Here is a 24,516-nt window from a genome sequence, read left to right on the forward strand (position 1 = left end):
TTCATTCCTCTGCAAAGGCCGTGCAGGCCGATTCCGGCGCGTCGATCCCCAGCGTGTCGAGCGGCGAGACCTGGTGCAAGAACCCCTCCTGCGGCGACACGCTCACGGTGATGCGCCCATCGTGAAGCAGCACCGGCTGGCGGAGCTGGCCGTTCCAGGCCCGCACCGTGACCGGCACGCCCTTGAACGCGGCGAGTTCGAAGGCGTCCGACAGCACGTAGTCGCGCACCTCCGCGATCCCGGCCGTCCCCGTCCGCGTTACCGCCTCGCCCAGCACGCGCAGCGCCAGCCAGGTGTCGTAATCGGCCTCCCGCACATAACGCCCGGCCTGCGCCTCGAAGCGCCGCTGGAACTGCGTGGCGCCCCAGGCCTCGTGCGCGGGGTGGAAGCTCGCCGGGCGCAGGCCCCCCGACCCCAGCACCGGCCGCGGCGTCCACAGGTGGAACGGCAGGTAGGGCGCGAACACGTCGGACGCGTCGGCGGCCACCACCACGTCGTGATCTCCGGCCCCCTGCATGAAGACCGGCAGCTGCCGCTGCACAAGCACGTGGCCGGTATCGGTGCGTCGCGCGCCGCCGGTATCCTCGAACAGCCGTTCCTCCACGATTTCCGCGCCGAACTTGGCGGCGGCCCGGCGGTAATCGTCGGCCAGCGCGAGGTCCGCGGGGTTCGAGCCGTGGACCAGCAGCCAGTCCGGCCAGCGTTTCCAGACCGCGAACTGCGCCACCGCGTCCGCCAGCATCGCGGCGCTCGGCGTGACGTGCAGCACGTTGGCGCGGCAATCGGCGTCGCGGAGCCGCGTGTCGCGCGCGCCGACGTTGTAGATCAGCGCCCGCTCGCCCGCCGCGTCGGCCAGCCGCAGAAGGTCGTCGGCGCGGGCGTGGATCGCGATATGGGCATGGCCCGCCGCGATCAGGTCCTCCAGCGCGGCCCCGGCCTCCTCGGGCGGCACGGCGCGGGTGGCGGTCTCGAAGCCGTGGCCGAGAAAGCTCCCCGTGGTCGCGTTGTCCTCCGTGGCGAGCGCGGCCCCCGCGAAGCCCAGATCGTCGGGCCGCGCCTCGAAGCGCGAGATCGGCGCCAGCGCGGGGTAGTCCACCCGCAGCACCGCCGCCCGCACCTCCACGGCCGCCGCCATATCCGCCCCGAAGAGCATCGCGAAGCCCAGGGCCAGCGCATGCGCCAGACGTTTCATCCTTCCTCCCCCGCCCCGGAAGGGCCGCGAACCCGACACAGAGGATGACAGACCGGCCAACGACGAAAACCGATACTTTCGGCGCATTGCAGGGGGCGGGGCCGGCGCTATCCTCGCGGCATGCCCGACCGACACATGCTCCGCGCCGCGCTTCTCGTCTGCCTGCCCCTCGCCGCGGCGGCGCAGCCCGCGACGGACCGGGAAGTTCCCGAAGGCGCGTCGGTCGCGTTCCTCGGGATCACGCTTGTCGATACATCGACGGAAGGCGACTATTTCGGCGCCCGGGAGGACGAGGCGGCGCGGATCGAACTGATCGAACGAGTGGTGCGCGACCGGTTCGAGGCCGAAGGGCCGCGCTTCGTCGACACCGCCCCCGTGGCAGAGGAACTCGGGCGGACGCGCAACCCCGCGCATTGCAACGGCTGCGAGGTCCGCATGGGTGGGAAGCTCGGCGCCGATCTCGTGCTGGTGGGGCAGGTGCAGAAGGTCTCGAACCTGATCCTCGCCATCGACCTGGCGCTGCGCGACGTGGCGACGGGCCGGTTCCTGCGCGGGCAATCCGTCGACATCCGCTCCAACACCGACGAGAGCTGGCGGCGCGGCGTCGACTACATCCTGAAATACAACGTCTTCGCGGAGTAGCCCATGCGACGCGCGGTCCCGGCCATCCTTCTTCTTTCGGCCCTGCTCCTCTCGACCGCCATGCCCGTCGCCGCGCAGGCCCAACGGGATCCGGCCTGGCCGGACATCCGCGCGGCGATGTGGGGCGGTACGGATCTCGGGGACGGCGCGCATCTGATCGCCATCGACAGCCCGGCGCGGACCATGAACGACCCCCGCACGCAGATCGCCGCCCGGATCCTCGCGCCCGAGGGCGACGCGCTGACCCGCGTGTCGCTGGTTCTGGACGAGAACCCGATGCCCGTCTCCGCCGTGTTCGACTTCGACGCGCCGCAACCCGGCTTCTTCTTCGACGTGACCGTACGGGTGAACGGACCGACGCCGCTGCATGTGGTGGCGGAGACGGCGACGGGCGCGGCTTTCGTGGCGGACACCTTCGTGAAGACCTCGGGCACCGGCGCCTGCGCCGCGCCGCCAGGCACCGACCCGGAGCTCGCCCTCGCGACGCTGGGCGATATGGAGCTCACAATCTCGCCGGTCGGCGGCGTTGGGGCGGACCCGATGCGGACGTTGCGGGCGATGGCCGCGGGGGAGCGGCAGGTGGATCTCGACATCATGCATCCGAGCCATTCGGGAATGCAGATGGACCAGATCTCCCTCCTGTTCATTCCGATGCGCTATGTCGAGACGCTGGAGCTCAACCTCGACGGGGCCGGTTTCGCAACCGTGACGGGCAGCATCTCGCTGTCCGAGAACCCGAGCCTTACCGTATCGGTGCCGGGCGGCGCGCAGGCCGTGGACGTGACGATGACAGATACGGACGGCACGACCACCCATGCGCGGGCGACGGTGGCGGGTTACTGAGCGCCGTCGCGGCGGTCGACCTAGCGTCCGCCCGGTCGCGGCTCCAGAACCTCCGTCGGGTAATCGTAGAACGCCCAGCCATCGGTCCCTTCGGGGAACCACATCACATCGACATAGCCGTATTCCATCGCGCGCTTGGCCGCATTCCACGACATCCAGCATTCCGCCAGGCAGAAGAACACGAGGGCGCGGTCCATGTCGCCGCCCGTGGCGGCGGTCAGCCCGTCGCGGAAATAGGCGTCGTTCAGCGGGGCCAGCGCACCGTAGCCGACATTCGGCATCCATGTCGCTCCGGGGATCGAACGCCGGGGCGGCTCCCGCCAGATCGTCCCGTCGGGCAGTCCCTCGGGCTTCGGCGGACGAGGAAGCACGTCGACGAAGACCGCCCCGCCGGCCCGCCAGATGGCATGCGCCGCCTCCGGCGACAGGACCCGCGCACCGGCGAGCGTTTCGGGCACCGGCGCGCGGTAGGCTTCGGTGCGGTAGCCCGCGGGTTCGGGAACGGCCAGGGCAGCGAACGGCCAGAGCAGCGCCAGCGCGATCCCGACACGGCGCATCAGCCGCTGTCCTTCGGCGCGTCCCCCATGTCGTTGATCAGAGGCACACCGGCGTCGCGCAGGAGCGCGTCGATTTCGTCCTGGTTGCGGCGGATCAGCGAGTTCAGCTCCCGCTGCCACACCTTCTCGCCCTGCCGCACGCCCATCGTGATGCGGAAGAACAGGCGCGGCGGCAGCGTCTCCTCCAGAAGCGGAATCACGGCGAGGTCGGGATGGTCGGACTTCACCAGCGGTCCGGCCAGCGGCCCCCAGACGAGCGCCGCGTCGATCTCGCCCGCGTCGAGGTCGTCGAGCATGTCGACAATGGGGGATTCCGCCCGACGGTCCACCACGAGGTTGTAGCCCCGCGCCTTCCCGATCAGGCCGTTGCGCACCATGTGCGTCGCCGGGGGCGAGCCGGCGACGACGCCGATCCGCAGATCCTGCAACGCCGGGTCGGACAGGGTGGTGACCCCGGCGAGCGGTCCGTCCTTTGGCACGACCAGCGTGTAGACCGAGGTCATGTAATGGTTGGTGTTGAGGACCATTTCGTGTCCCTGCGCGTAGCCCATCACCACGTCGCACGTTCCGGCCTGCAGCGTGTTCCGCACGAAACCGGTCGCCATCGGGTACCAGGTGTACTGGACCGGCCGCTCCAGCTTGGCCGCGAGGAGTTCGGCCAGGGCGTTCTCGTAGCCTTCGCCCGCCTCGTTCGACATCGGCACGTTGGCCGGGTCGGCGCAGACGCGGAAGGCCGTGTCGGAGACGAGATCCGAGGTTTGCGCCGGCGCTCCCGTTCCGAAGATCAGCAGCGCGGCAAGACAGGCGGCGGGGCGCCGGAGGTCAGCCAAGGCAGGCATTCTCCGCCTCGCGGATCGCGTCGGACTTGTCCTCCCTGTCGCCGGGGCGGCCGCGCGGGACGACGCCATCGCCGCGCGCGGCGAGATAGACATAGATGTCGTCGAGGTAGCACATCACGTTGGCGTTGTCGCCGAAGGCCGGCATCACCGAGTTGCCGGCCGCGCCGACATGCTTCCGGCCGTTCACGACCACGTCGTAGAAGTCGTAGTAATCCATGCGCACCGCCGAGTTCTTGATCGCGGGTGCGTAGCTCGACCCCTCGCCGTCGGGGCCGTGACAGACGTGGCACTCGGAATGGTAGCGGCGGAAGCCCGAATAGGTGAGCCAGTCCACCGTGCCGTCCTCCCCGACATGGAAGGTCGGCGTGTCCTCGGCCGTCCAGTAGCGGCCGTCTTCCTCGTAGGAGACGGCGAACTTGCTTTCGGCGCCCGCCGCCCCACCGGCATCGGCGTCCTGCCCGCCGGTCGCGTCCGGCTGCTCGATCTCGCCTTCGGGCGCCTCGGGATCGGCTTCCGGATCGGTCATTTCCACCTCGCCGTCCGTGTCGCCCTCGGCCGGGACCGGCGCGGTTGCCGCGCCTTCCACGGGGCCGCGCTCGGAGGTCTCCCCCTCCAGCCCGCAACCCGGCTCGGTATCCATGTCTTCAGGGCAATCCTCGCCCTCGGCCGTGTCTTCCGAATTCACGAGGTCTTCCGTCGAATCGTCGGTCCCGCTTTCGGTGCCGGTGGCGCCGATCTCCCGCGCCGTGTCCTCGGTCGCGTCGGTGCCGGTCGAGGTGGTGCCGGTCGCGGCGGCGCCGGAGGTGGGATCGGTCTCGCCCTCCATGCCTTCCGGCGAGGCCAGCGTCTTCGCATCGTCGCCTTCGGCCGCTTCGGGGGCGACCGGGGCCGTCGCCGCGCCCTCGATCGGGCCGCGCTCGGAGGCTTCGGCGCCGTCCATCTGGCAGCCGGGCTCGGTGTTCATGTCCTCGGGGCAATCGGCCTCGGAGGTGTGCTGCTCCGCCATCGCGAAGCCCGACAGGGCGAGCATCATCGCGCCAGCCGCCAGCAGTGTGAAACCGTTCGTTCGCATCGCTTTCATTCCTCCCTAAGCGAAGCGGCCGGCGCGCCCGTCCCGCGCGCCGGCCTCGTTCATCGCCCGATCACTCGGAATCGGGCAGCTTGAAGACGGTCAGCTGTCCGCCGAGCGCGGTGTAGTCGCTCAGCGCGGCATAGCCGCCCACGGCGCCCAGACCCTCGTTCGGGTTGGTCAGACCGGCCGCCAGGCCGATACCGGCCCAGCCGCCGACGCCGGAAAGGATGGCGACGTACTGCTCGCCGTCATGCTCGTAGGTCATGAAGTTTCCGATGATGCCGGAGGGGGTCTTGAACTTGTAGAGTTCCTCGCCCGTCTCGGCGCTCACCGCCTTCATGTAACCTTCCAGCGTGCCGTAGAAGACGACGTCGCCCGCGGTGGCCAGAGCCCCCGACCAGACCGAGAACTGTTCCGGAAGGGACCACTTCATCTCGCCGGTCGTCGCGTCCCATGCGATGAAGTTGCCCATGCCGCCGTGGCTGTCCGGCGCGGGATACATCGACAGGGTGGCGCCCACATAGGGCTGACCGGCGGTGTAGCTTACCCGGAACGGCTCGTAATCCATGCAGACGTGGTTGGTCGGCACGTAGAACAGGCCGGACTTGGGCGAGAACGCCGCGGGCTGCTGATCCTTGGAGCCGAGCGCGGCCGGACAAATGCCGGTCGAGTTCGTGTCTTCGCCGTTCTGTTCGGTCGAGTATTCGGCCACGACCTGCGGACGCCCGTACTGGTCGCTTTCCGGATCCATTTCAACATGGGTCGCCCAGTTGACCGCCGGGTCGAACTTTTCGGCCGAGAGCAGTTCGCCCGACTCACGGTCCATCGTGTAGACGAAGCCGTTGCGATCGAAGTTCACGAGCAGCTTGCGCATTTCTCCGTCGATCTCCTGATCGACGAGGATGTTCTCGTTCACGCCATCGTAGTCCCACTCGTCGTGCGGGGTCTTCTGGTAGAACCACTTGGCCATCCCGTCGTCCGGGTCGCGGGCCATGATGGTCATCGACCACCTGTTGTCGCCCGGCCGCTGCGCCGGGTTCCAGGTCGAGGGGTTGCCGGTCCCGTAATAGACGAGGTCGAGCTCGGGGTCGTAGCTGAACCAGCCCCAGGTCGTGCCGCCGCCGATCTGCCACTGGTCGCCCTCCCAGCTTTCGAGCGACGAATTCTCGCCGATCGGCTCGCCGAGATGCGTCGTGTTCTCGGGATCGACGAGCATTTCCTCGTCCGGACCTGTCGAGTAGGCCCGCCAGACCTGCTCGCCCGTCTCGATGTCGTAGGCGGTCAGGTGCCCGCGGACCCCGAACTCGCCGCCCGAGATGCCGACGAGCACCTTGTCCTTGACCACCATCGGGGTCGCGGTGATGCTCTCGCCCTTGGTGGGGTCGCCGTTGCTGACGGTCCACTTCACCTCGCCCGTCTGCGCGTCGAGCGCCACGAGGGTCGTGTCGGCCTGCGCGAGGAAGATCGTGTCGTTCCCGTAGGCGACGCCGCGATTGACGGTGTCGCAGCACATGATCGGAATGACATCGGGATCCTGCTGCGGCTCGTACTTCCACAGGATGCGCCCGTCCTCGTTCAGGTCGAGCGCGTAGACGGTGTTCGGGAACGGCGCGTGCACGTACATGATGTCGCCCACGACGAGGGGGCCGCCCTCGTGGCCGCGCAGGACGCCGGTCGAGAAGGACCAGGCCACCTGCAGATCGCCGACGTTGTCGGCATTGATCTGGTCGAGTTCGGAATAACGCTGGTTCTTGTAGTCTCCGGTCTGGATCACCCACTGCTTGGAATCATCGATGCCGGACATGACCGACTCGTTGGCGAAGGCGGAACCTGTCACGCCGATCCCGATCGCGGTCGTCAGTGTAAGTAGCTTTCTCATTACTCTCTCCCTATTGCCGACCGACCCGCCGACCGCCCCGCGACCACCTGTCGATCCATTGTGCCGGATGCGCTCGAGACGGCGCAGCCGGCGTCAACTCCCTTGCGAGGCTCTAGGAGCCCTCCTCCGACGACACCCCGTTCTCCGGGAACGTCGCGAGATACGCGATCACGTCCGCCCGATCCTCGTCCTTGCGCAGGCCCGGAAACGCCATCTTGGTGCCCGGCACGTGCGACTTCGGGTTGAGGAGGTAGGCGTCGAGCTCCTCGGGTGTCCAGGCCATGCCGTTCTCGCCGGCCTCCACCATCGCATCCGAATATTCGAAGTCCTCGCGGACGCCGGCGGTCCGGCCGATGACGCCGTTCAGGATCGGCCCGACCTTGGTCCGAGCGTCCGGTCCGACCGCGTGGCAGGCCATGCAGCGGCGGAACACGCGCTCTCCGGCCTCGGCGTCGCCCGTGATCTCGGCGTCCTGCGCGAAGGCCGCCCCGGCGGCCAGGGCCAGAAATCCGGCGGCGGCGAAAGTCTTGACGGTCATGTTGTCTCCCAGGGTCATGTTGTTAACGCCTCCTTCCGGAACCGCGTTCGGTTCATCGCCCGCCGCGGTGCAGACGCTCCGCGTGCCAGGCCACGTGATCCCCGGCGAAGGTGGATACGAAGTAATAGGAATGGTCGTAGCCGGCCTGCAGGCGCAAGTGGCCAGATTGCCGCTTTCGCGCCATCGCCGCGGCCAGCGCCTCCGGCATCAGCAGGTCGAGGAACTGGTCGTCGGCGCCCTGGTCCACGAGGATGTCGCCGTGCCAGCCCCGCTCCTCGATCAGGAGCGTGGTGTCGTGGTCGCTCCAGACGGCCTCGTCCTCGCCCAGATAGGCCGCGAACTGCTTGCGGCCCCAGTCGGAGCGCGTCGGATGCGCGATCGGCGCAAAGGCCGACAGCGAAGCATAGGCGTCGGGGTTCTTGATCGCGATGGTCATCGCGCCGTGGCCGCCCATGGAATGCCCGGTGATGCCGTGACGCCCCGTGTTCGGCACCTGCTCGTCCACGATCCCGCGCAGCTCGCGCGTGACGTAGTCGTACATGTTGAAGTTCGGCGCCCAGGGGTCGCATGTGGCATCCAGGTAGAAGCCCGCCCCCTGCCCGAGGTCGTAGGCCTCGTCGTTGGCGATGCTCTCGCCCCGCGGCGAGGTGTCGGGAAAGACGACGGCCAGACCCTGCTCGGCGGCATGGGCCTGAAAGCCGCCCTTCGCCATCGCATTCTCGTGGGTGCAGGTCAGGCCGGACAGGTACCACAGCACCGGCACCGGCCCGTCCGCCGCCTCTGGCGGCGTGAAGACGGCGAAGGTCATGTCGCAGCCGCAGGCGTCGGAAGCGTGGCGGTAGACCCCCTGCACCCCGCCGAAGCACCTGTTCTGCGAGACGACCTCCAACTCGGGCATCAGTAGATCACCACGCTGCGGATGCTTTCGCCGGCATGCATGAGGTCGAACCCCTTGTTGATGTCCGACAGCGGCATGGTGTGGGTGATCATCGGATCGATCTCGATCTTGCCGTCCATGTACCAGTCGACGATCCTGGGCACGTCCGTCCGGCCGCGCGCGCCGCCGAAGGCGGTGCCGCGCCAGACCCGTCCGGTGACGAGCTGGAACGGACGGGTGGCGATCTCCGCCCCTGCCGGGGCCACGCCGATGATGACGCTCTCGCCCCAGCCCTTGTGCGCGCTTTCGAGCGCGGTGCGCATGACGTTCACGTTGCCGGTCGCGTCGAAGGTATAGTCCGCGCCGCCGCCCGTGAGCTCGACAAGATGCGCGACGAGATCGCCATCGACCTCCTTCGGGTTGACGAAGTGGGTCATGCCGAACCGCTCGGCCATCTCCTTCTTGTCGTCGTTCAGGTCGACGCCGACGATCTGGTCCGCGCCCGCGAGGCGGAGCCCTTGGAGCACGTTGAGGCCGATGCCGCCCAGGCCGAAGACGATGGCGGTGGAGCCGATCTCGACCTTCGCGGTGTTGATCACCGCGCCGATGCCGGTGGTCACGCCGCAGCCGATGTAGCAAATCTTGTCGAACGGTGCGTCCTCGCGGACCTTGGCGAGCGCGATCTCGGGCAGAACCGTGTAGTTCGAGAAGGTGGAGCAGCCCATGTAATGCAGGATCGGGTCGCCATCGAGCGTCCTGAAGCGGGAGGTGCCGTCCGGCATCTTGCCCTGCCCCTGCGTCACACGGACTTTCTGGCAAAGGTTCGTCTTCGGGTTCAGGCAGTATTCGCATTCGCGGCATTCGGGCGTGTAGAGCGGGATGACATGGTCGCCCTTCTTCACGCTGGTCACGCCGGGGCCGACATCGACGACGACGCCCGCGCCCTCGTGGCCGAGGATCGCGGGAAACAGCCCCTCGGGATCCGCGCCGGACCGGGTGAACTCGTCCGTGTGGCAGATGCCGGTGGCCTTGATCTCCACCAGCACCTCGCCCGCCTTCGGACCTTCGAGCTCGACATCCATGACCTCGAGCGGCTTGCCCGCTTGGAGCGCGACGGCGGCTTTTGTACGCAAGTTTCCCTCCAAAATCCGGCGATTGCACCGGAATTCTTTTGTTCGTTCGGGGAAAGTATGAAACCCGGGTGGAGGCATGCCAACGCATACCTTGGTGGGTGTCGCCCCGGTGGACAGCCCCGCCCCCTCCCAGCACAGTCGCGAGTGGAAAGGATTCGAGATGCGCCTTGATACCGTTTCGATGGCGATTGCGGGGCTGATCCTCGCGACCGCCGCTCCGGCAGCCGACTTCGCCGACCCGGCCTGGCCTTGTGTGCAGCGCAAGGTGGAGCGCCTGTCGGTCGGCCTGATGTGGCCCGACCCGCCGCTGTCCGCGCCGGAGATGTCCGACGACACCGCGGCGGCGGTCGACGATCTCGTCGCGCGGCTGTCGCTGCGGCGCATTCCGGTCGAGGATCTGCCGCCCCGTGTCGAGGCCTTCACCAAGGCGCACGGGACCGACCGCACCCTGCTGGGCCATGTCTTCGCGCAGGTGTTCGACCGCCTCGCCCGCACCCGGTCGGAGGTGATGACGGGGATCGAGGATTATTCTCTCGACCAGATCGCGCTGTCCCGGCGCATCGACGCGGCGCGCGGGGAGATGGACACGCAGATGGCCCAGGACGCGCCGGATTTCGACCGGGTCGATGCGCTGGAAGAGCAGATCGACTGGGACCAGCGCATCTATACCGACCGTCAGCGCTCGCTGACCTATGTCTGCGAGACGCCGGTCCTGCTGGAAAAGCGGCTCTACGCCATCGCGCAGATGCTGGCGGCGGTGGCGGAGTAGCCGCCTATTCCCATTCGAGTTCCGTGAAGGCGACCGTGGCGTTGCGCGCATTGTAGGCATCGAAGAGTGCCCAGTCGTCGGCCTCGGACGCGGCGATGCGCTCCACCGCCTCCGCCATGCGCATCCCCGCCGCCAGCGCTGCCTCCGTATCGCCCGCGAGCGTTTCGAGATAGCGTCGCATCGGTTCCGCGCCCGCGGGCCAGTCGAGATACGGGCCGCCATGGCCGGGGACCACGCCGGCGAACTCCATCTCCGCCAGCGTGTCGAGCGCGTCCTGCCAGCCGCGCAGCGCGCCGTCGAGCGCGGGAATGTGGTCGTCAAAGACGAGATCGCCCGCGAAAAGCGTGCCGCTTCTCCGGTCGAGCACGGTGACGTCGGTTCCGCTATGCGCCATCGGCCAGGCTCGCAGATCCAGCACCCGGCCGCCCAGATCGACCGTCGCCATCCCGTCGACCGCGATGTCGGTGGCGACCGCGCCGCTGCCGATGACGGCCGCGGCGCCGAGCGTCGCCTCCAGGCTCTCGAGGTAGTTCGCCTGCCGGTCCGCCAGCGCCCGGTCGAGCGTGGCATGCCCGACGATTTCGGCCCCCGCCTCCGCGAAGAACGGCGCGGCGAGCGTGTGGTCGGGATGCACATGGGTCAGGATCAGGTAGCGCACCGGCAGGTCGGTTCGCGCCCGGATCGCGCGCCAGACGCCCTCGGCCACGCCGCGCGTTGTCCCGGCGTCGATCACGGCCACGGCTTCCGATCCGACGACGAAGCCGATATTGGCGACGTCGCCGCCATTCCCGGCCGCCGGCTCCGCCACCGCGCCCCGATGGACAAAGAGACCGGGCGCGGCCTCCGTGAAGGCGAGCGGCGCGGGAGCCTCGCGGCAGGCGGGCGGTGCCTTGGCGACGTGTTCCGCGGGCGGCACGTATTCCTGCGGCAGCGTCGTCTCGCAGGACGCGGCATCCCTTCCCGCGATACCGGGCAGGCGCGTTTCGCGGCAGATGTCCGGCGCGCCCGCAAGGCATAGCGTTACGACGGCTTCGAACATGGCGTCCCTCCCCGCTCCCTACGAAGGTGTGCGTATCACGGCGGGTCCAGATCTGTCATACTTCGCGACGCGCCGTACGTCACGGAAGGGAGACGCGTCATGAAAGCCCTCACCCTCGCCGCAATCTTTGCCGGCCTCGCGCTGCCCGTTTCGGCGCAGGACAATCCGATGACCGGGAGCGAGACCTGGGACATGATCTCCGGGGCGGTCCTGAGCGACGCGGACGCACCCGCCGACGGGGCTGCGCTCTTCGCGGTCGAAGCGCCCTACCGCGCCCACGACGCGGCGACCGTGCCGGTCGAGATCCGGCAGGTCGACGACGCGGCCGTGATCGAGCGGGCGACGATCGTCGTCGACGAGAACCCCGCCCCCGTGGCCGCCGAGATGACGTTCGGGGCGTCCATGCTGCCGCTCGACATGGAGCTGCGGGTCCGGGTCGACCGGTATTCGAACGTGCGGGTCATCGCCGAGACGGCGGACGGCGTCTACATGAACGGCCGGTTCGTGAAGGCCTCCGGCGGCTGCTCCGCGCCGGCAACGCGCGACCCGGAACTGGCGCTGGCCTCCATGGGACAGATGCAACTGCGCAGCTTCGACGCGACGACGGACCCGCCGGACGGACGCAGCGAGGCGCAGGTGATGATCCGGCACCCGAACTATTCCGGGCTCCAGCGCGACCAGATCACGCATCTCTTCATTCCGGCGCATTTCATCGACGAGCTGACCGTGTGGCAGGGCGACGAGATGCTGTTCACGATGACCGGCGGCATCTCGATCAGCGAGAACCCGGCCTTCCGCTTCCGCTACGACGACGACGGCTCGCCTGACCTGCGCATACGCGCGAAGGACACCGAAGGGAACGTGTTCGAGCAAAGCCTGCCGAAATCGACCGCGAGCTGAACGCTTCGCGCGGGCGGACCACGGTGGCGATACGGTCGGGTGGCGATCGGGCACGAGCCATCTCATCGTCGCCACCCGTTCGGGTCAGCGTCGATCGGAACGTGGAACTCTACCGACGATATCTTGGACATTCCCACACCGCCCGCCAAAACGCCGGGCAGCCCCGTCCGCCCCCAGGGCGGCGGCTGCCGTCTCGCTTCGTTTATGTCGGCCCCCTGACGCACTGACGCACCGACGCCTAACAGGGCTTTGCCGCGCGCGGAGGCAGGTAAGCTTGTGACGGCCCGACGCGTCAGAAGCAGCGGATCTCGGCCTCGGCCTGGGCGCGCCGAAGGTCGGCGACGATGCTGTCGGCCGCGGCCCCGCGGAAGACCGACATGCGCTCGCCGCCGGTCTGGCGCAGCGACAGGACCGTCTCCGCCTCGACATATGTCTCGTAGGGCAGGATCTCCGCGATCGTGTCGATGGAGCAGGCGCATTTCTCGAGCACATCGCGCCCCTGCCCGTTCGCGGCCATGCAGCCGAAGACGTAATCGGCCCGCGTGGCGGTCGGGAAGTCGTTGAACCGCGCCCCGATATCCTGTGCCGAGGCCGGAAGCGCGAGGAGGAGCGCGGCGGCGACGAGACGGCCCGTCATTCCAGGGGTTCCAGCGTGATGGTGGAGCTGTAGATCGGCGATTCGCCGTCGATGGCGGGCACGGTCGCGTCGAGCGAGGCGTACCAGCCCGGCACCCCCTCCGACATCGTCACGGTCAGTGCCATGCGCTCGAAGCCCTGCATTCGCGCCGCGTTCGGATCGCCCTCGAATGGATGGAGCGTCACGGTGCGCGCCTCCACCGTCTCGTCGCCGAACGCCACCTCCCGCATCTCGATCTCCGCCGGTTCGAACAGCGCGGCCTTGACGCGGTTGCGGATGTAGAAGCCGCTGCCGCCCGCCGTCTCGGCCATGTCGCGCACGACGGTTTCGACGAAATACATGATGATCGGGTTGCCGACGCTCGCGGGGAAGGTGCCGATCGCCTTGAACCGCTCGTCTTGCATGAAGCGCAGACGCGCCGCCTCGGGCTCGTCCCCCTCGAAGGTCAGCTCGATCTGCCCGGTGTCGCGCGCCTCCGCGTCGGGCATCAGGGCGCTTTCGACGGTGCGGTCGTAGACCAGCGTTTCGTCGCGCGGCAGGTCGTCGAGCGTGCCCGCCCGGAACAGCAGGTCGTAGGTCTCCTCTGCCCGGGTCATCCCCGTCTCCTGCGCGGCGCCGATACCGCCCGGCAGCATCGTCGCGGCGCAGATCGCCATCAGCAAACGCATGTCGTGTCTCCTTCGGACCCTCAGGCTCCGCGATGCCCGCGCGGGTGTCAAAGTCGACTTTCGTCGGGGGCTGCGTCCGCTCCGTCCGCACCGCCGCTGCGGACGATGGTGCGGCGCAGCCGGGCGAGGTCGACAGGCTTCGGCAGCACGGTGACGTTCTCCCGCGCGCCCTCCACGATCAGGGCCGGGCTCCGGTCGGCGGTGACGATGATCGCCGGGACGTCCTGTCCGGCGAAGTCGCGTACCGCGCGGATCGTCTCGAGCCCGTTATCCGTGCCGTCGAGCTGGTAGTCGACCAGCACGATATCGGGCGCCATCGCCGCGTCGCGGAGGAGGCCGAGCGCTTCGGCGGTGGAGGTCGCCGCGAAGACGCTCGCCCCCCAGCTCTCGAGCTTGCTCACGGTGGCGAAGAGGACGTCGGCGTCGTTCTCGACGACCAGGGCCAGCACGTCGAGCTCCCCCGTCTCGGACACGGCCGGCCTGCGGGCCGGCACCTCGCCCGCTTCCGCCCGCGTCATCTCGATGGAGAAGACCGAGCCCTCGCCTGGGCTCGACCGGACCTGAAGGTTGTGGCCGAGATGGCGGCAGGTCCGCTCGACGATGGAGAGGCCCAGACCGATCCCGGTATCGGGCGCCGCGTTGCCCGCCCGCGTGAACTCCTGGAAGATCCGGACCTGATCGGAGAGCGAGATGCCGACCCCGGTGTCCCAGACCTGCAACACCACCCGGTCGCCCCGCCGCCTGCACCCGACGAGGACGCGGCCCGTCTCGGTGTATTGCAGGGCGTTGACGACGAGGTTCTGGATCGAGCGCAGCAGGTAGCGCTGGTCGCTGCGCACCCAGACGCTGCTCGGCACGACGTCGAGGCGGATGTTCTTCTTCGCGGCGAGCGGCGCCTGATCCTCCGTCACCGCCTCCATCAGAGGGCCGAGGCAGACGTCCTGCGGCGTCAGCGCGGCGTCGGCGCTCTCCAGTCGCGAGATGTCGAGGAGCGCGTGGAGCAGCGTCTCGACCGACGTGAACGTGTCCTGCAGACGCGTGACCATGCTCGCGAGGTCGCCACCGCGCGACATGTCCTCCAGCGTGGAGATCAGGAGCTTGGCGGCGTTGATCGGCTGCAGGAGGTCGTGGCTCGCCGCGGCGAGGAACCGGGTCTTGGACGAAACCGCCGCCTCCGCGGCCTCCTTGGCGACGCGCAGTTCGTCCTTGACCCGGCTTTGCAGGCGGGACTGCTCCGTCAGGCGGCGGTTCGCCTCGGTCAGGTCGCGGGTGCGCGCCTCCACCTCCTTCTCGAGCACCTCGGTCGCCCGGTGCTCGAGCGTGACGTCGGTGATGTCGACGAGGAAGCCGCGATCGGGGAGCAGATGCACATGCAGGTCCAGCACCCACCCCCCGGCATGGCGGAGCCGGGCGCGCAGGCCCGACCGGCGGCGCAGCTTCAGCGGCCAGCCGTCGATCCCCTCGAGCTCCATCGCCGCGATCAGACCCTTCTCGCGCAGAAAGGTCAGGACGTCGGCAAAGGGCGTCCCGGTCCGCACCAGCCGCGCCGGCAGGCCGAGCAGGTCGCGGAACCGGTCGTTGTGGATCGCTAGACCGCCCGCACGCGAGAAGGTGGCAATGCCGATGGCCATGTTGTCGAAGGCCGCTTGCAGGTAATGCGCCTGCATGTCGATCAGCGCGTCCTTTTCCAGCCGGTTGGCGCGGACAATGCCGGTAATCTCGGTCAGGAGGATCACCAGCGAGCTCGCGGAGGTGCGCTGCCGGCTGAACTGGAACCAGCGATCGCCGCTGAGTTCGACGACGAAGGTCGCAAGATCGCCGCCGTCGTCGGCACGCACGCCGTCGCGTCCCTCGCGGCCGACGAGGTGGTCGCTGCCTGCCGCGAGATCGAGATAGGTCTCGAGCGGCAGGCCCGGCACGATCCGCCCGGAAATGTCGGGCAGGAGCCGGGCGAAGAGGTCGTTGCACACGTGCAGGCGCCCGTCCTCGAAGAGCGCGAAGCCCCCGTCGAGGACCGACAGCGCGTCGGCGAGGTTTTTCTGGGTTCGCGCCCGGTCGAAGCGGAGCGTCTCGAGTTCGCTCGAGGCGCGCTCGAGGTCACGGGTCTTGGCCCAGACCTGCCCCTGCAAGGCCATCGCCGACTGGAACGCGGCATAGGCAGAGGTCGAGACCTCGTGCTGGCGGCCCGCGCGCCGGATCAGCGCCGCGATGATCCGCGCCTGTCGTTCGATCTGGACCTCGGGCGGTTCCGTCGGATCGATCAATGCAGCGCTCGCTCCCCTGGCGGAAAGAAGGCGACGCCGACGAAGGTCTGGTTCACGTGCACGCCGCAATGCTGCTCGCCATAGGTGTTGAACCCCACGACCCCGGCCCGGGCGATGATCGCGGAGGCGGCCTCGGTCATCCGCTTTTCCTCGATCTCGAGCCGGCGGAGATAGCAATCGAAGCCGAGGATCAGCTCGGGTCGCCGCCCGGACGCGTCGCGCACGGCGAGCCCATCCTCGAGCGTGCGCAGGATCTCCGCCCCCCGGCCAAGCGTCAGGACGAGGCCGTCGTCGATGGCCGACAGGAAGGCGAGGGCCTGGTCGTCCCGCACGGACCCGATGGCGCGGACATGATAGAGCGCGTTGGTCCGCACCAGGACCGGGTTCTCCGCGAAGACCCGCGGCGACAGCGCCTCGACCGGGCAGCCGACGAGGCGGGCGTATTCCTGCGCGGCGGGCGCGCCGTTCAGCTCCCGCACGATGCGCTCTTCGGGGATCGCGTCGGTCACCACCATCTGCTTTCCGGTCGGCAGGAAGTGGTCGAAGCCCAGGCCGGCGAAGTCGTGGTCCGTCTCCAGGACGAGCAGCAGCGCCGCGCATTCGTGGAACCGGCCGCCATGCAGCACGCGGGTATCGCGAAACGCCCCGGCATCGCCCGCGGAGCCGCCGAAGACCGGCATGTCGGGGAGCGCGGCCGTGAGGGTCGCGGCCAGGAGGTCTTCCTGCTTCGATAATCCGTCCGCGAAGGTGAGCGCGAGACGGCGCCACCCCGCCGTCCGCCGGAACTGGGCGTCGAGACGCCGCGCCTCCCTCGCGATCGCCTCGATGCACAGCGGGGCGAGCGGGCGGATCAGCAGCGAGGCACAGTGGAAATGCGCGCGCGGAAAGGCCACCACGAGCAGGGCGCCGGCCTCGTAGCCGTCGGGCGTGATCTGTCCGGCGGTGGTGCACCCGAAGACCGGCACGCCCGCGAACCGTTCCGTCAGGGCGGCGGCGAGCGCGTCCAGGTCGAGCCCGTCATGCGGAAAGACCAGAAGGAAGCACAGCCCCGACGGCTCGATTTCCGCGGCGATCTCCGCCACCGCCTCCCGCGCGCCTCCGGCACGGGACACCGCGATGCGAAGGCCGGACGCGGTTCCCGGACGCGTCATCGGCTCAATGGGTCAGGAAGTTGCGGGCTTCCGCCTGTTCCGGACGGTCGCGATCGGCCAGCGTCGCGCTTTCCATGAGAAGCGCGGCCTGCGTCCGGTTCTGCACGTCCAGACGGCGCAGGATCGCCGTGATGTGCGCCTTCACCGTCGCCTCCGCGAGCGAGAGCTCGTAGGCAATCTGCTTGTTCGGCATCCCCGCGCAGATCAGCTTCATGATCCGCGCCTGCTGCGGCGTCAGATCCGCGATCCTGCGCGCGACCTGCTGCGCGGGCGTGCGGGCGCATTCGGGTTTCCGACCGGCAAGGCTCCGGTATTCCATGGGCAAATAACGCCGTCCCGCCCGGACCTCCCGCAGGGCAGTCTGCAGCACCCCGATCGAGACGTCCTTCGGCACGAACCCCGCCGCGCCCGCCTCCATCAGCGAGGCGACGATCTCGGGCGAGGTCATCGCCGAGTTTATCAGGATCGGCACCGGGTCGGACGCCGCCTTGAGGCGCAGGAACCCGCTGATCCCCGTCACGTCGGGCAACTTGAGGTCCAGAACGATCAGACCCGGCGCGAAGCCGGATCTCAATACGTCGAGGCCGGCTTCGAGCGTGGTCGCCGTCCGGATGGTGCTGTCCGCGAAGACCCGCGTCAGAGCCGAGACGAGCGCGTCGCAGTAGAGCGGATGATCGTCGATCACCAACGCGGTTCCGACCCGGCCCGCGCGGCTCCCTGCCGACTGAACGTTCATCGCCGGTCCTCCCTTGCGGAAGGTTAGCAACGAAATCGACGGCAAGACAACACCCCGCGACGATGCGTCGTCGCGGCCGGCCATGCGACCCGATCGCGCCCCCGAGCGGTTCAGGCCGGCTCGGGCCTCTTCGACTTGGCCACATGCGTCGCGATCGCGTCCATCAACGGCGGCGACAGACAATCGTAGGGCTCCAGTCCGAGATACCCGAGACGGCCGCGCACCTTGTCCATCCGCTCCGGCGGCACGCCCCCCGTCTCGATGATCGACGACACGAAGGCGGCGAATTCCGGCGGCGCCCAGCCCGAGTCCGACGACAATTCCACATGCACGAAGTCGAGGCCGTGGAACGGATGGTCCTCGCTCTCAATCCGTCCGTACATGTGCACGCCGCATTCCCGGCAGGCATGGCGCTGGATGGCCGCCGTCGGATCGACGACGTGCAGCTTATCCCCATGCGCCGTCACCTCCACCTTGTCGCGGGAGACGACCGCGACCTGCGAGAAGTCCGCGCCCTCGGGCTTCCAGCACTTGGAGCAGCCGCAGACATGGTTGTGCGCGACCTGACCGCCGATCGTCACCTCCACCTTGTCGGTCGCGCAGTGACATTCGAGCGTTCCGCCCGCGAAGCCCGGCCGCGCGGTGCCGAGCCCGTTGTCCACATCCGGGTGGATGCGGACGTCGCTATAGGACGGTTTCGCCGGAGACGCGGCAGCATTGCTTCCTCCGCCGAACAAGGATGACAGCAAACTCATTACAACTCCCCCCTGACACAGAACGCCGGAGGCCGAGCCTTGCCCGACGTCGCCGCCAGCGTGCCCCGCCAAAGGCGCCGCGGCAATCCGTCCGTTGGTCTAGGGTCGAGCCCTCAGGGGAGCCGCACGTTCAGCCCGGCGTCGAACAGGAAGACCACGCCCAGGATCACCGCTAGGACGCTGCCCACCAGCAAGCCCCGGCCCCGCGGGGAGAACGTCTCATGCTGTGCCGGAACGATCAGGAGGAGCCCGAGGAGCGCCGCCGCGGCCGCGAAGCCCGCGAACGGAATGAGCGCCACCGAGAGCAGCATCGCCGCCGGCACGGCGGCGCTGCGCGGGAGCGAACCGCGCACCGGCTCCCCGGTGACGTGCCGCGTCAGCAGGAGCTTCACGACCGACGCGGCGATGACGAGCGCCATCGCCGTGGCGATCGTGCGCGGGAACACGGCCGCCTCCGGGTTCAGGCCCGCGCTCTGGACCAGCACGACCGCCGCGACGGCGCCGAAGGCCGCCAAGCCCACGAGATCCCAAGTCACCATCCGCCCCCCGGCACGCGGCCGGTCGAAGATGCCGGCAGGGGTGGCGTCGTCGCTGCGCCCCGCGATCCGCCGGATCTGCGGCCAGAACGGATACAGGAAGCTCAGCAATGTCAGCGCGATGATGACGAGCGAGATCGGTCGGCCGAAGAACTGACCCCAAAGGTCGCCGATGGCGCTGCCAATGGTCCAGCTCTGCACGAAGCCCTGCTCCGCGATGCTGCCGAGGATCAGCCCGAGCACGATGGGCGACGCGCCGAAGCCCCGCTTCGCGGCCAGCCATCCGACGACGCCCAGGACAATCATGATGTAGATGTCGGAGACGCTGTTGCGGATGGCGAAGGTCCCGATCACCGTCATGAAGGCCACGACCGGGACGAGGGCGGCCTTGGGCGCCTTCAGGATCGCGCCATAGGCGAAGCGGCCGATCAGCAGGCCGACGGGCAGCATCAGGACCGTCGCGAGCAGCAGGCCGAAGATGAAGGTGTAGACGATGTCGGCGCTGCCCTGGAACAGGGTCGGGCCGGTGCGCACGCCCTGCACCAGAAGCGCGCCGAGGATCACCGCGTCGGGCGGCGTGCCGGGAATGCCAAGCACCAGCGTCGGGATGAACCCGCCGCCCACGGTCGCGTTGTTGGCGGATTCGGTGGCGACGATCCCGCCGGGGTTGCCCTCCCCGTACTTCTCCGCACCGCGTCCGTTCCGCCGCGCCTCGGAATAGGCCACCAGACCGGCGATGGAGCCGCCCGCGCCGGGCAGCGCGCCGACCATCGTTCCGATGACCGAGGAGCGCAGGACGTTCACGCCGTTGCGCATCAGGATCCGCGCCGCCTCCGGAAGGCGGAAGCCGCGCATGCCGCCGCCCGCCTCGTCGAGATGGCGGTCGGGCGTGGCGACGAGGTCGATCAGGACGGGGATGCAGTAGAGCCCGATCAGCGCCGAGACGGTCTCCACCCCGCCGAGCAGCACCCGCGAGCCGAAGGTGAACCGCACCTCCGCGCTGGTTTCCGACACGCCGATCGTGGCGATCAGGAGCCCGAAGCAGGCGCCGATCACGCCCTTGAGGAAGTCCCCCGTCGAGAGCGCGGCGATCAGCGACAGGCCGAATACCGCGAGCCAGAAATATTCGACCGGCCCGAAGGCCAGCGCGGCCCGCGCCAGCGGCGGAGCAAGGAACAGGAGCGCCAGCGCGCCGATCAGCCCGCCGATTACCGAGCTCAGGCACGCGATCGTGACGGCGAGGTCACCGTCGCCACGCTTGGCCATCGGGTAGCCGTCGAAGGTCGTGGCGATGGCCGAGGGCGTGCCGGGCGTGTTGAGCAGGATCGCCGCGTAGGCGCCGCCGTAGATCGCCCCGGTATAGATCGCGCCCATCAGGATGAGCGCGCTGTCGGGCGACATGGTGAAGGTCAGCGGCACGAGAACGGCGACCGCCATGGTCGCCGTCAAGCCGGGGATGGAGCCGATGATCGTCCCCGCGGCCACGCCGAGAAGCGCCAGCATCAGGTTGAACGGCGAGATGGCGTTCGCCATGAAGTCCAGCAACACAATTCCTCGCGTCGAGAGGGCGGGGCGTGCCGCGGCCCGCCCCGGGGGTCAGGTCACTCGATGATGCCGGCCGTGCGGGCGGCGGGGAGATACTCCTCCGCCTTCTCGGCCATGAAGGCATCCATCTCCGCGCCGTAGGGCACGTCGGCCATCGCGAAGCCGCCGTCGATCATCTTCTGCTGGAACTCGGGATCGGCGTTGATCGCGGCGATCGCGTCCGAGACCTGCTGCTTGATCTCCTCCGGCGCATCCTTCGGCACGGCGATGCCGCGATAGGCGCCGGAAACGAGGTCGTAGCCCAACTCTTTGAAGGTCGGGACGTCCGGAAAGGCGGGGTGCCGTTCCTCCATCGCGACGGCGAGCATCCGCACCTCGTCGCCCTGCGCGCTGCCGACGGTCGTGTAGCCCCATTCCGCGGTCACCTGTCCGCCGAGCAGAGCGGTCACGGCCGAGCCGGTGCCGTCGAAGGCGACGTAGGTCGTCTCGATCCCGGCCATCTCGTCGAACTGCAACTGCGCGAGGTGGTTCGCCGAGCCCTTGCCGGAGCCCGAGAAGATCACCTGTTTCGGATTGGCCTTCGCCTGCTCGATCAACTGGTCGAGGGTCTCGATTTCGCTGTCGGCCCGCACGAGGATCGCGTCGGGCGTGTAGTGGAACCAGTAGACCGCGGCGAGATCCTCGGTCTCGAAGCCGACATTGCCCTGCTTCGGCTTGACGATGATGTGGGGCAGGTTGACGCCCATGATGACCGAGCCGTCCTCCGCCATCGAATTGAGCTGCGCCCAGCCGACCGCGCCGCCGCCGCCGGGCTGGTAAGAGACGACCAGCTGCTCGCCGAAGTGGTCCTGGAAGTAGGGTTGCTGGAGCCGCGCCGTGATATCGGATTCGCCGCCCGGCCCGAACGGGATGATGTAGTCGACACTGCCGGACGGGAAGTCCTGCGCGTGGGCCACGCCGACCGCGAGGATGGCGGCGGCCGCGTGCGTGAGGATGGTGCGTATCATGGTATCTCTCCCTTTCTCCCTGTCCGCCGCACGTCCGCGCGGACCGATCGCTCCGTCACCTTGGGAAAAACGCGCCCGGATGACCACGGGTTTCTTGGATCACGCTTCCGAAAGCTCCCGGTAGAGCGCGGCGTATTCCTCGGCCGAGCGGTCCCAGCCCACGGGCTGGCGCATGGCGTTGCGCTGCATCCGGCGCCAGACCTCCGGCTGGGCGTGGAGCGCGCAGAGCCGCGCGAGGGCGCGGCCGAGCGCGTCGGACGTGATCGGGAACACCTGCAGTCCCGTGGCCACGCCCGCTCGCAGACCGGCCGGCGTGGCCGGGATCACCGTATCGGCAAGCCCGCCGGTCAGCGTGACGACCGGGATCGTGCCGTGCAGCAACCCGTAAAGCTGTGTCAGGCCGCAGGGCTCGAACCGGGACGGCACGAGGATCGCGTCGCCCCCGGCGACCAGCATCCGCGACAGCGCCTCGTCGTAGCCCAGACGCACGGCGACGTTCGGATCCCCGGCCGCGCGCTCGAAGGCCAGCTCCAGATCGGCCGCGCCGCTGCCCAGAAGCGCGAGCTGGCCGCCGTTCTCGAGGAGCGCGGGGAGCGCCTCCAGAAGCAGGTCGAGCCCTTTCTGCTCCGTCATGCGGGAGACGACGACGCAGAGCGGCCCCGTCGCCTCCGGCAGGTCCATCTCGGCGCGGATGCGGGCCTTGTGCCTCGCCTTGCCGGAGGCGAGGCGGAAGGGGGGCGCCCAGTCCGCGAGGTCGACGCCGTTCAGGATGCCCGAAAGACGGTCCTGCCGGGCCCTGAGCACGCCGTCGAGGCCCATCCCGAACTCCGGCGTCAGGAGCTCCGCCGCGTAGGTCGGGCTGACCGTGGTGATCCGGTCGGCCCAGACCAGCCCGGCCTTGAGCGCGCCGATCTGCCCCCAGTACTCGAAGCCTTCGGGCGTCATCCCGGACCGGGGCAAGCCGAGCGCGTCGAGGCGATCGACGGGCACGAGGCCCTGGAACGCGACGTTGTGGATGGTCTGCACGATGCCCGCCGGGGCGTCGGGAAAGCGGTCGCGCAGATAGACGGGGGCGAGCCCGGCCTGCCAGTCGTGGCAATGCAGGATGTCGGGCCGCCAGCCATCGGCCCCCCGTGCCGCGATCTCCGCCGCCGCAAGGCACAGGGCGGCGAAGCGTTCCGGATTGTCGGGCCAGTCCCGCCCGTCCGGGCCGAGATAGATCTGTCCCGGCCGGTCGAAGAGATGCGGCGCATCGAGGACGAGAAGATCGAGCGCATCCGTCCGAGCTGCAAGCACGCAGGCCGGCCCGCCGAAGAGCGCGTCCGACCGCCAGACCGCCCGCGCCTTCCCGATCCCCGCCATCACCTGCGGATAGCCCGGCAGCAGGGTCCGCATCCGAAGGCCGAGCGGGCGGAGTGCCCCGGGCAGCGCGCCGGCCACGTCGGCGAGCCCGCCGGTCTTGACCAACGGGGCGCATTCGGAGGCGACGGACAGGATCTCCGTCATCCGGCGCGCCGGTCCAGCATGGACTGGGTGATCAGCGTCACGCCCGCCTCGGTGACGCGGAACCACCTGCGGTCCTCCTCCGGATCTTCTCCGACGACGAGGCCTTCGGGAATGACGACCCCCCGGTCGACCACGCAATCGGTCAGCCGCGCCGAACGCTGCACCACCACGTCGGGAAGCGCGACCACGCGGGTCAGGGCGGCGTAGGAATTGGTGTGGACGCGCGTAAAGAGCAGCGACTCGCGCACCTCCGTTCCCGAGATGATGCAGCCGCCCGACACCATCGAGGAAATGGCAAGGCCGCGGCGGCATTCCTCGTCGTGGATGAACTTCGCGGGCGGGACGGATTCCGAATAGGTCCAGATCGGCCAGTTCGTGTCCCACAGGTCGAGGTCGGGATTGAAGTCGGTCAGGTCGATATTCGCCTTCCAGTAGGCGTCCACCGTGCCGACGTCGCGCCAGTAGGCGGGGGCGTCGGGAGAATGTTTCACGCAGCTCTCGGAAAAGCGGTGCGCCATCGCCTTGCCGTTCTTCACGATGTACGGGATCAGGTCTCCGCCGAAATCATGCTTGCTGTCGGCGTCGTCGGCATCCTTCCGCAGCAGGTCGCGCAGGAAATCCCACCGGAACACGTAGATGCCCATCGAGGCGAGGGTGATGTCGGGATCGTCCGGCGTGCCCGGCGGATCGGCGGGCTTCTCGAGAAAGCTCGTGACCCGGTCGGTCTCGTCGATGGCCATGACCCCGAAGGCCGAGGCCTCGTGCCGCGGAACGGTAAGGCAGCCCACGGTCACGTCCGCGCCGCTCTCGACGTGCTGGCGCAGCATGACCTCGTAATCCATCTTGTAGATGTGGTCGCCGGCCAGCACCACAACGTAGTCCACGTCGTAGCTGTCGACGATGTCGATGTTCTGGAACACCGCGTCGGCCGTACCCCTGTACCAGTGCACCTCGTCCACGCGCTGCGAGGCGGGCAAGACGTCGAGATATTCGTTGCGCTCGGCCCGGAAGAAGTTCCAACCGCGCTGGCAGTGGCGGATCAGGCTGTGCGCCTTGTACTGCGTCGCGATGGCCATCTTGCGGATGCCGGAATTGAGCGCGTTGGACAGCGCGAAGTCCACGATCCGGGCCTTGCCCCCGAAAGGCACCGCGGGCTTGGCGCGGATGTCGGTCAGCTCCTTCAGGCGGCTCCCCCGTCCGCCGGCCAGAACGAACGCCATCGTGCGCGCCGTCAATCTTTGGGATGGTCCCATCTCGTCTCTCCCTCTTCGGGCCGCGGCCCGCTCCGGCTCCAGCTTGGCGCAGCGAAGCCCGCCGCGTCCACAATAGATGTCCCTCCGGGCGGTACGACCTTCGCATCGGACGCCTCGAGCCTGTGCCCTGCCGCACGGCGCGGCGGTTGAAACCGGCGGCCGGCGGGACGAGATCGGA

23 protein-coding genes are annotated in these 24,516 nt (G+C 68.9%); 4 read left to right on the forward strand and 19 right to left on the reverse strand.

All coding sequences use genetic code 11. From position 1 onward, the window contains the following. Window position 1: 1 nt before the first annotated feature. Window positions 2-1,192, reverse strand: a complete 1,191-nt coding sequence (locus Q1B08_RS12500) for an ABC transporter substrate-binding protein (RefSeq protein ID WP_299819123.1) — start codon at window positions 1,190-1,192, stop codon at window positions 2-4. A 120-nt stretch (window positions 1,193-1,312) separates the two neighbouring features. Between Q1B08_RS12500 and Q1B08_RS12505 the strand changes: the two genes are divergently transcribed. Both Q1B08_RS12505 and Q1B08_RS12510 read left to right on the forward strand, forming a co-directional pair. Further along, on the forward strand, window positions 1,313-1,834 hold the full coding sequence (locus tag Q1B08_RS12505) for a DUF3280 domain-containing protein (protein WP_299819126.1): 522 nt from the start codon (window positions 1,313-1,315) through the stop codon (window positions 1,832-1,834). A 3-nt stretch (window positions 1,835-1,837) separates the two neighbouring features. After that, window positions 1,838-2,677 (forward strand): quinoprotein dehydrogenase-associated SoxYZ-like carrier, encoded by an 840-nt coding sequence (locus Q1B08_RS12510; RefSeq protein WP_299819129.1) that lies wholly within the window; start codon window positions 1,838-1,840, stop codon window positions 2,675-2,677. Between the two features lie 20 nt (window positions 2,678-2,697). Here Q1B08_RS12510 and Q1B08_RS12515 read toward each other — a convergent pair whose 3' ends face one another. From Q1B08_RS12515 to Q1B08_RS12545, 7 genes are all read right to left on the reverse strand, one after another. Next, window positions 2,698-3,234, reverse strand: a complete 537-nt coding sequence (locus Q1B08_RS12515) for a PQQ-dependent catabolism-associated CXXCW motif protein (protein WP_299819132.1) — start codon at window positions 3,232-3,234, stop codon at window positions 2,698-2,700. Next, window positions 3,234-4,025 carry a substrate-binding domain-containing protein gene (locus tag Q1B08_RS12520; RefSeq protein ID WP_299819308.1) on the reverse strand — a complete coding sequence of 264 codons (792 nt, stop codon included), beginning with the start codon at window positions 4,023-4,025 and terminating at the stop codon, window positions 3,234-3,236. Before Q1B08_RS12520 ends, Q1B08_RS12515 begins: the two co-directional genes overlap by 1 nt. A 31-nt stretch (window positions 4,026-4,056) precedes the next feature. Beyond that, window positions 4,057-4,557, reverse strand: a complete 501-nt coding sequence (locus Q1B08_RS12525) for a c-type cytochrome, methanol metabolism-related (protein WP_299819311.1) — start codon at window positions 4,555-4,557, stop codon at window positions 4,057-4,059. Between the two features lie 658 nt (window positions 4,558-5,215). After that, on the reverse strand, window positions 5,216-7,024 hold the full coding sequence (locus tag Q1B08_RS12530) for a methanol/ethanol family PQQ-dependent dehydrogenase (protein ID WP_299819135.1): 1,809 nt from the start codon (window positions 7,022-7,024) through the stop codon (window positions 5,216-5,218). Between the two features lie 112 nt (window positions 7,025-7,136). After that, window positions 7,137-7,562 carry a cytochrome c family protein gene (locus tag Q1B08_RS12535; RefSeq protein WP_299819138.1) on the reverse strand — a complete coding sequence of 142 codons (426 nt, stop codon included), beginning with the start codon at window positions 7,560-7,562 and terminating at the stop codon, window positions 7,137-7,139. 52 nt (window positions 7,563-7,614) lie between these two features. Next, window positions 7,615-8,460, reverse strand: coding sequence for an S-formylglutathione hydrolase (fghA, locus tag Q1B08_RS12540; RefSeq protein ID WP_299819141.1), 846 nt, complete (start codon window positions 8,458-8,460; stop codon window positions 7,615-7,617). Then, complete coding sequence (locus Q1B08_RS12545) at window positions 8,460-9,572, reverse strand: S-(hydroxymethyl)glutathione dehydrogenase/class III alcohol dehydrogenase (protein WP_299819144.1); 1,113 nt, start codon at window positions 9,570-9,572, stop codon at window positions 8,460-8,462. The genes fghA and Q1B08_RS12545 overlap by 1 nt, the downstream gene beginning before the upstream one ends. Before the next feature lie 160 nt (window positions 9,573-9,732). Between Q1B08_RS12545 and Q1B08_RS12550 the strand changes: the two genes are divergently transcribed. Further along, entirely contained in the window at window positions 9,733-10,341 is a 609-nt protein-coding gene (locus Q1B08_RS12550; RefSeq protein WP_299819146.1) for a hypothetical protein, read from the forward strand. A 4-nt stretch (window positions 10,342-10,345) separates the two neighbouring features. On the opposite strand, the gene Q1B08_RS12555 is transcribed toward Q1B08_RS12550, so the two are convergent. Further along, complete coding sequence (locus Q1B08_RS12555; protein ID WP_299819148.1) at window positions 10,346-11,380, reverse strand: quinoprotein relay system zinc metallohydrolase 2; 1,035 nt, start codon at window positions 11,378-11,380, stop codon at window positions 10,346-10,348. 99 nt (window positions 11,381-11,479) lie between these two features. Here Q1B08_RS12555 and Q1B08_RS12560 point away from each other — a divergent pair, with 99 nt between their 5' ends. Beyond that, window positions 11,480-12,280 carry a quinoprotein dehydrogenase-associated SoxYZ-like carrier gene (locus Q1B08_RS12560; protein ID WP_299819150.1) on the forward strand — a complete coding sequence of 267 codons (801 nt, stop codon included), beginning with the start codon at window positions 11,480-11,482 and terminating at the stop codon, window positions 12,278-12,280. Between the two features lie 292 nt (window positions 12,281-12,572). On the opposite strand, the gene Q1B08_RS12565 is transcribed toward Q1B08_RS12560, so the two are convergent. The 10 genes from Q1B08_RS12565 to glgC all read right to left on the reverse strand — a co-directional run bounded on the left by Q1B08_RS12565 (window position 12,573) and on the right by glgC (window position 24,338). Beyond that, complete coding sequence (locus tag Q1B08_RS12565) at window positions 12,573-12,917, reverse strand: hypothetical protein (protein ID WP_299819152.1); 345 nt, start codon at window positions 12,915-12,917, stop codon at window positions 12,573-12,575. Then, on the reverse strand, window positions 12,914-13,585 hold the full coding sequence (locus tag Q1B08_RS12570; protein WP_299819154.1) for a hypothetical protein: 672 nt from the start codon (window positions 13,583-13,585) through the stop codon (window positions 12,914-12,916). Before Q1B08_RS12570 ends, Q1B08_RS12565 begins: the two co-directional genes overlap by 4 nt. 47 nt (window positions 13,586-13,632) lie before the next feature. Continuing rightward, window positions 13,633-15,849, reverse strand: coding sequence for a PAS-domain containing protein (locus Q1B08_RS12575; RefSeq protein ID WP_299819156.1), 2,217 nt, complete (start codon window positions 15,847-15,849; stop codon window positions 13,633-13,635). Next, on the reverse strand, window positions 15,846-17,000 hold the full coding sequence (locus Q1B08_RS12580; RefSeq protein WP_299819160.1) for an FIST N-terminal domain-containing protein: 1,155 nt from the start codon (window positions 16,998-17,000) through the stop codon (window positions 15,846-15,848). Before Q1B08_RS12580 ends, Q1B08_RS12575 begins: the two co-directional genes overlap by 4 nt. 4 nt (window positions 17,001-17,004) lie before the next feature. Next, entirely contained in the window at window positions 17,005-17,736 is a 732-nt protein-coding gene (locus Q1B08_RS12585) for a response regulator transcription factor (RefSeq protein WP_299819163.1), read from the reverse strand. A gap of 110 nt (window positions 17,737-17,846) precedes the next feature. Beyond that, entirely contained in the window at window positions 17,847-18,491 is a 645-nt protein-coding gene (gfa, locus tag Q1B08_RS12590; protein WP_299819166.1) for an S-(hydroxymethyl)glutathione synthase, read from the reverse strand. Between the two features lie 113 nt (window positions 18,492-18,604). Beyond that, window positions 18,605-20,575: a tripartite tricarboxylate transporter permease gene (locus Q1B08_RS12595; protein WP_299819169.1), complete on the reverse strand. Its 1,971-nt coding sequence runs from the start codon at window positions 20,573-20,575 to the stop codon at window positions 18,605-18,607. Between the two features lie 53 nt (window positions 20,576-20,628). Continuing rightward, window positions 20,629-21,579: a tripartite tricarboxylate transporter substrate binding protein gene (locus Q1B08_RS12600; RefSeq protein WP_299819172.1), complete on the reverse strand. Its 951-nt coding sequence runs from the start codon at window positions 21,577-21,579 to the stop codon at window positions 20,629-20,631. A 99-nt stretch (window positions 21,580-21,678) separates the two neighbouring features. Next, entirely contained in the window at window positions 21,679-23,085 is a 1,407-nt protein-coding gene (glgA, locus tag Q1B08_RS12605; RefSeq protein ID WP_299819174.1) for a glycogen synthase GlgA, read from the reverse strand. Further along, complete coding sequence (glgC, locus tag Q1B08_RS12610; RefSeq protein WP_299819177.1) at window positions 23,082-24,338, reverse strand: glucose-1-phosphate adenylyltransferase; 1,257 nt, start codon at window positions 24,336-24,338, stop codon at window positions 23,082-23,084. Before glgC ends, glgA begins: the two co-directional genes overlap by 4 nt. Between the last annotated feature and the right edge of the window lie 178 nt (window positions 24,339-24,516).

The sequence above is a fragment of the uncultured Jannaschia sp. genome (assembly GCF_947494025.1).
In the GTDB taxonomy this organism is placed as follows: domain Bacteria; phylum Pseudomonadota; class Alphaproteobacteria; order Rhodobacterales; family Rhodobacteraceae; genus Jannaschia.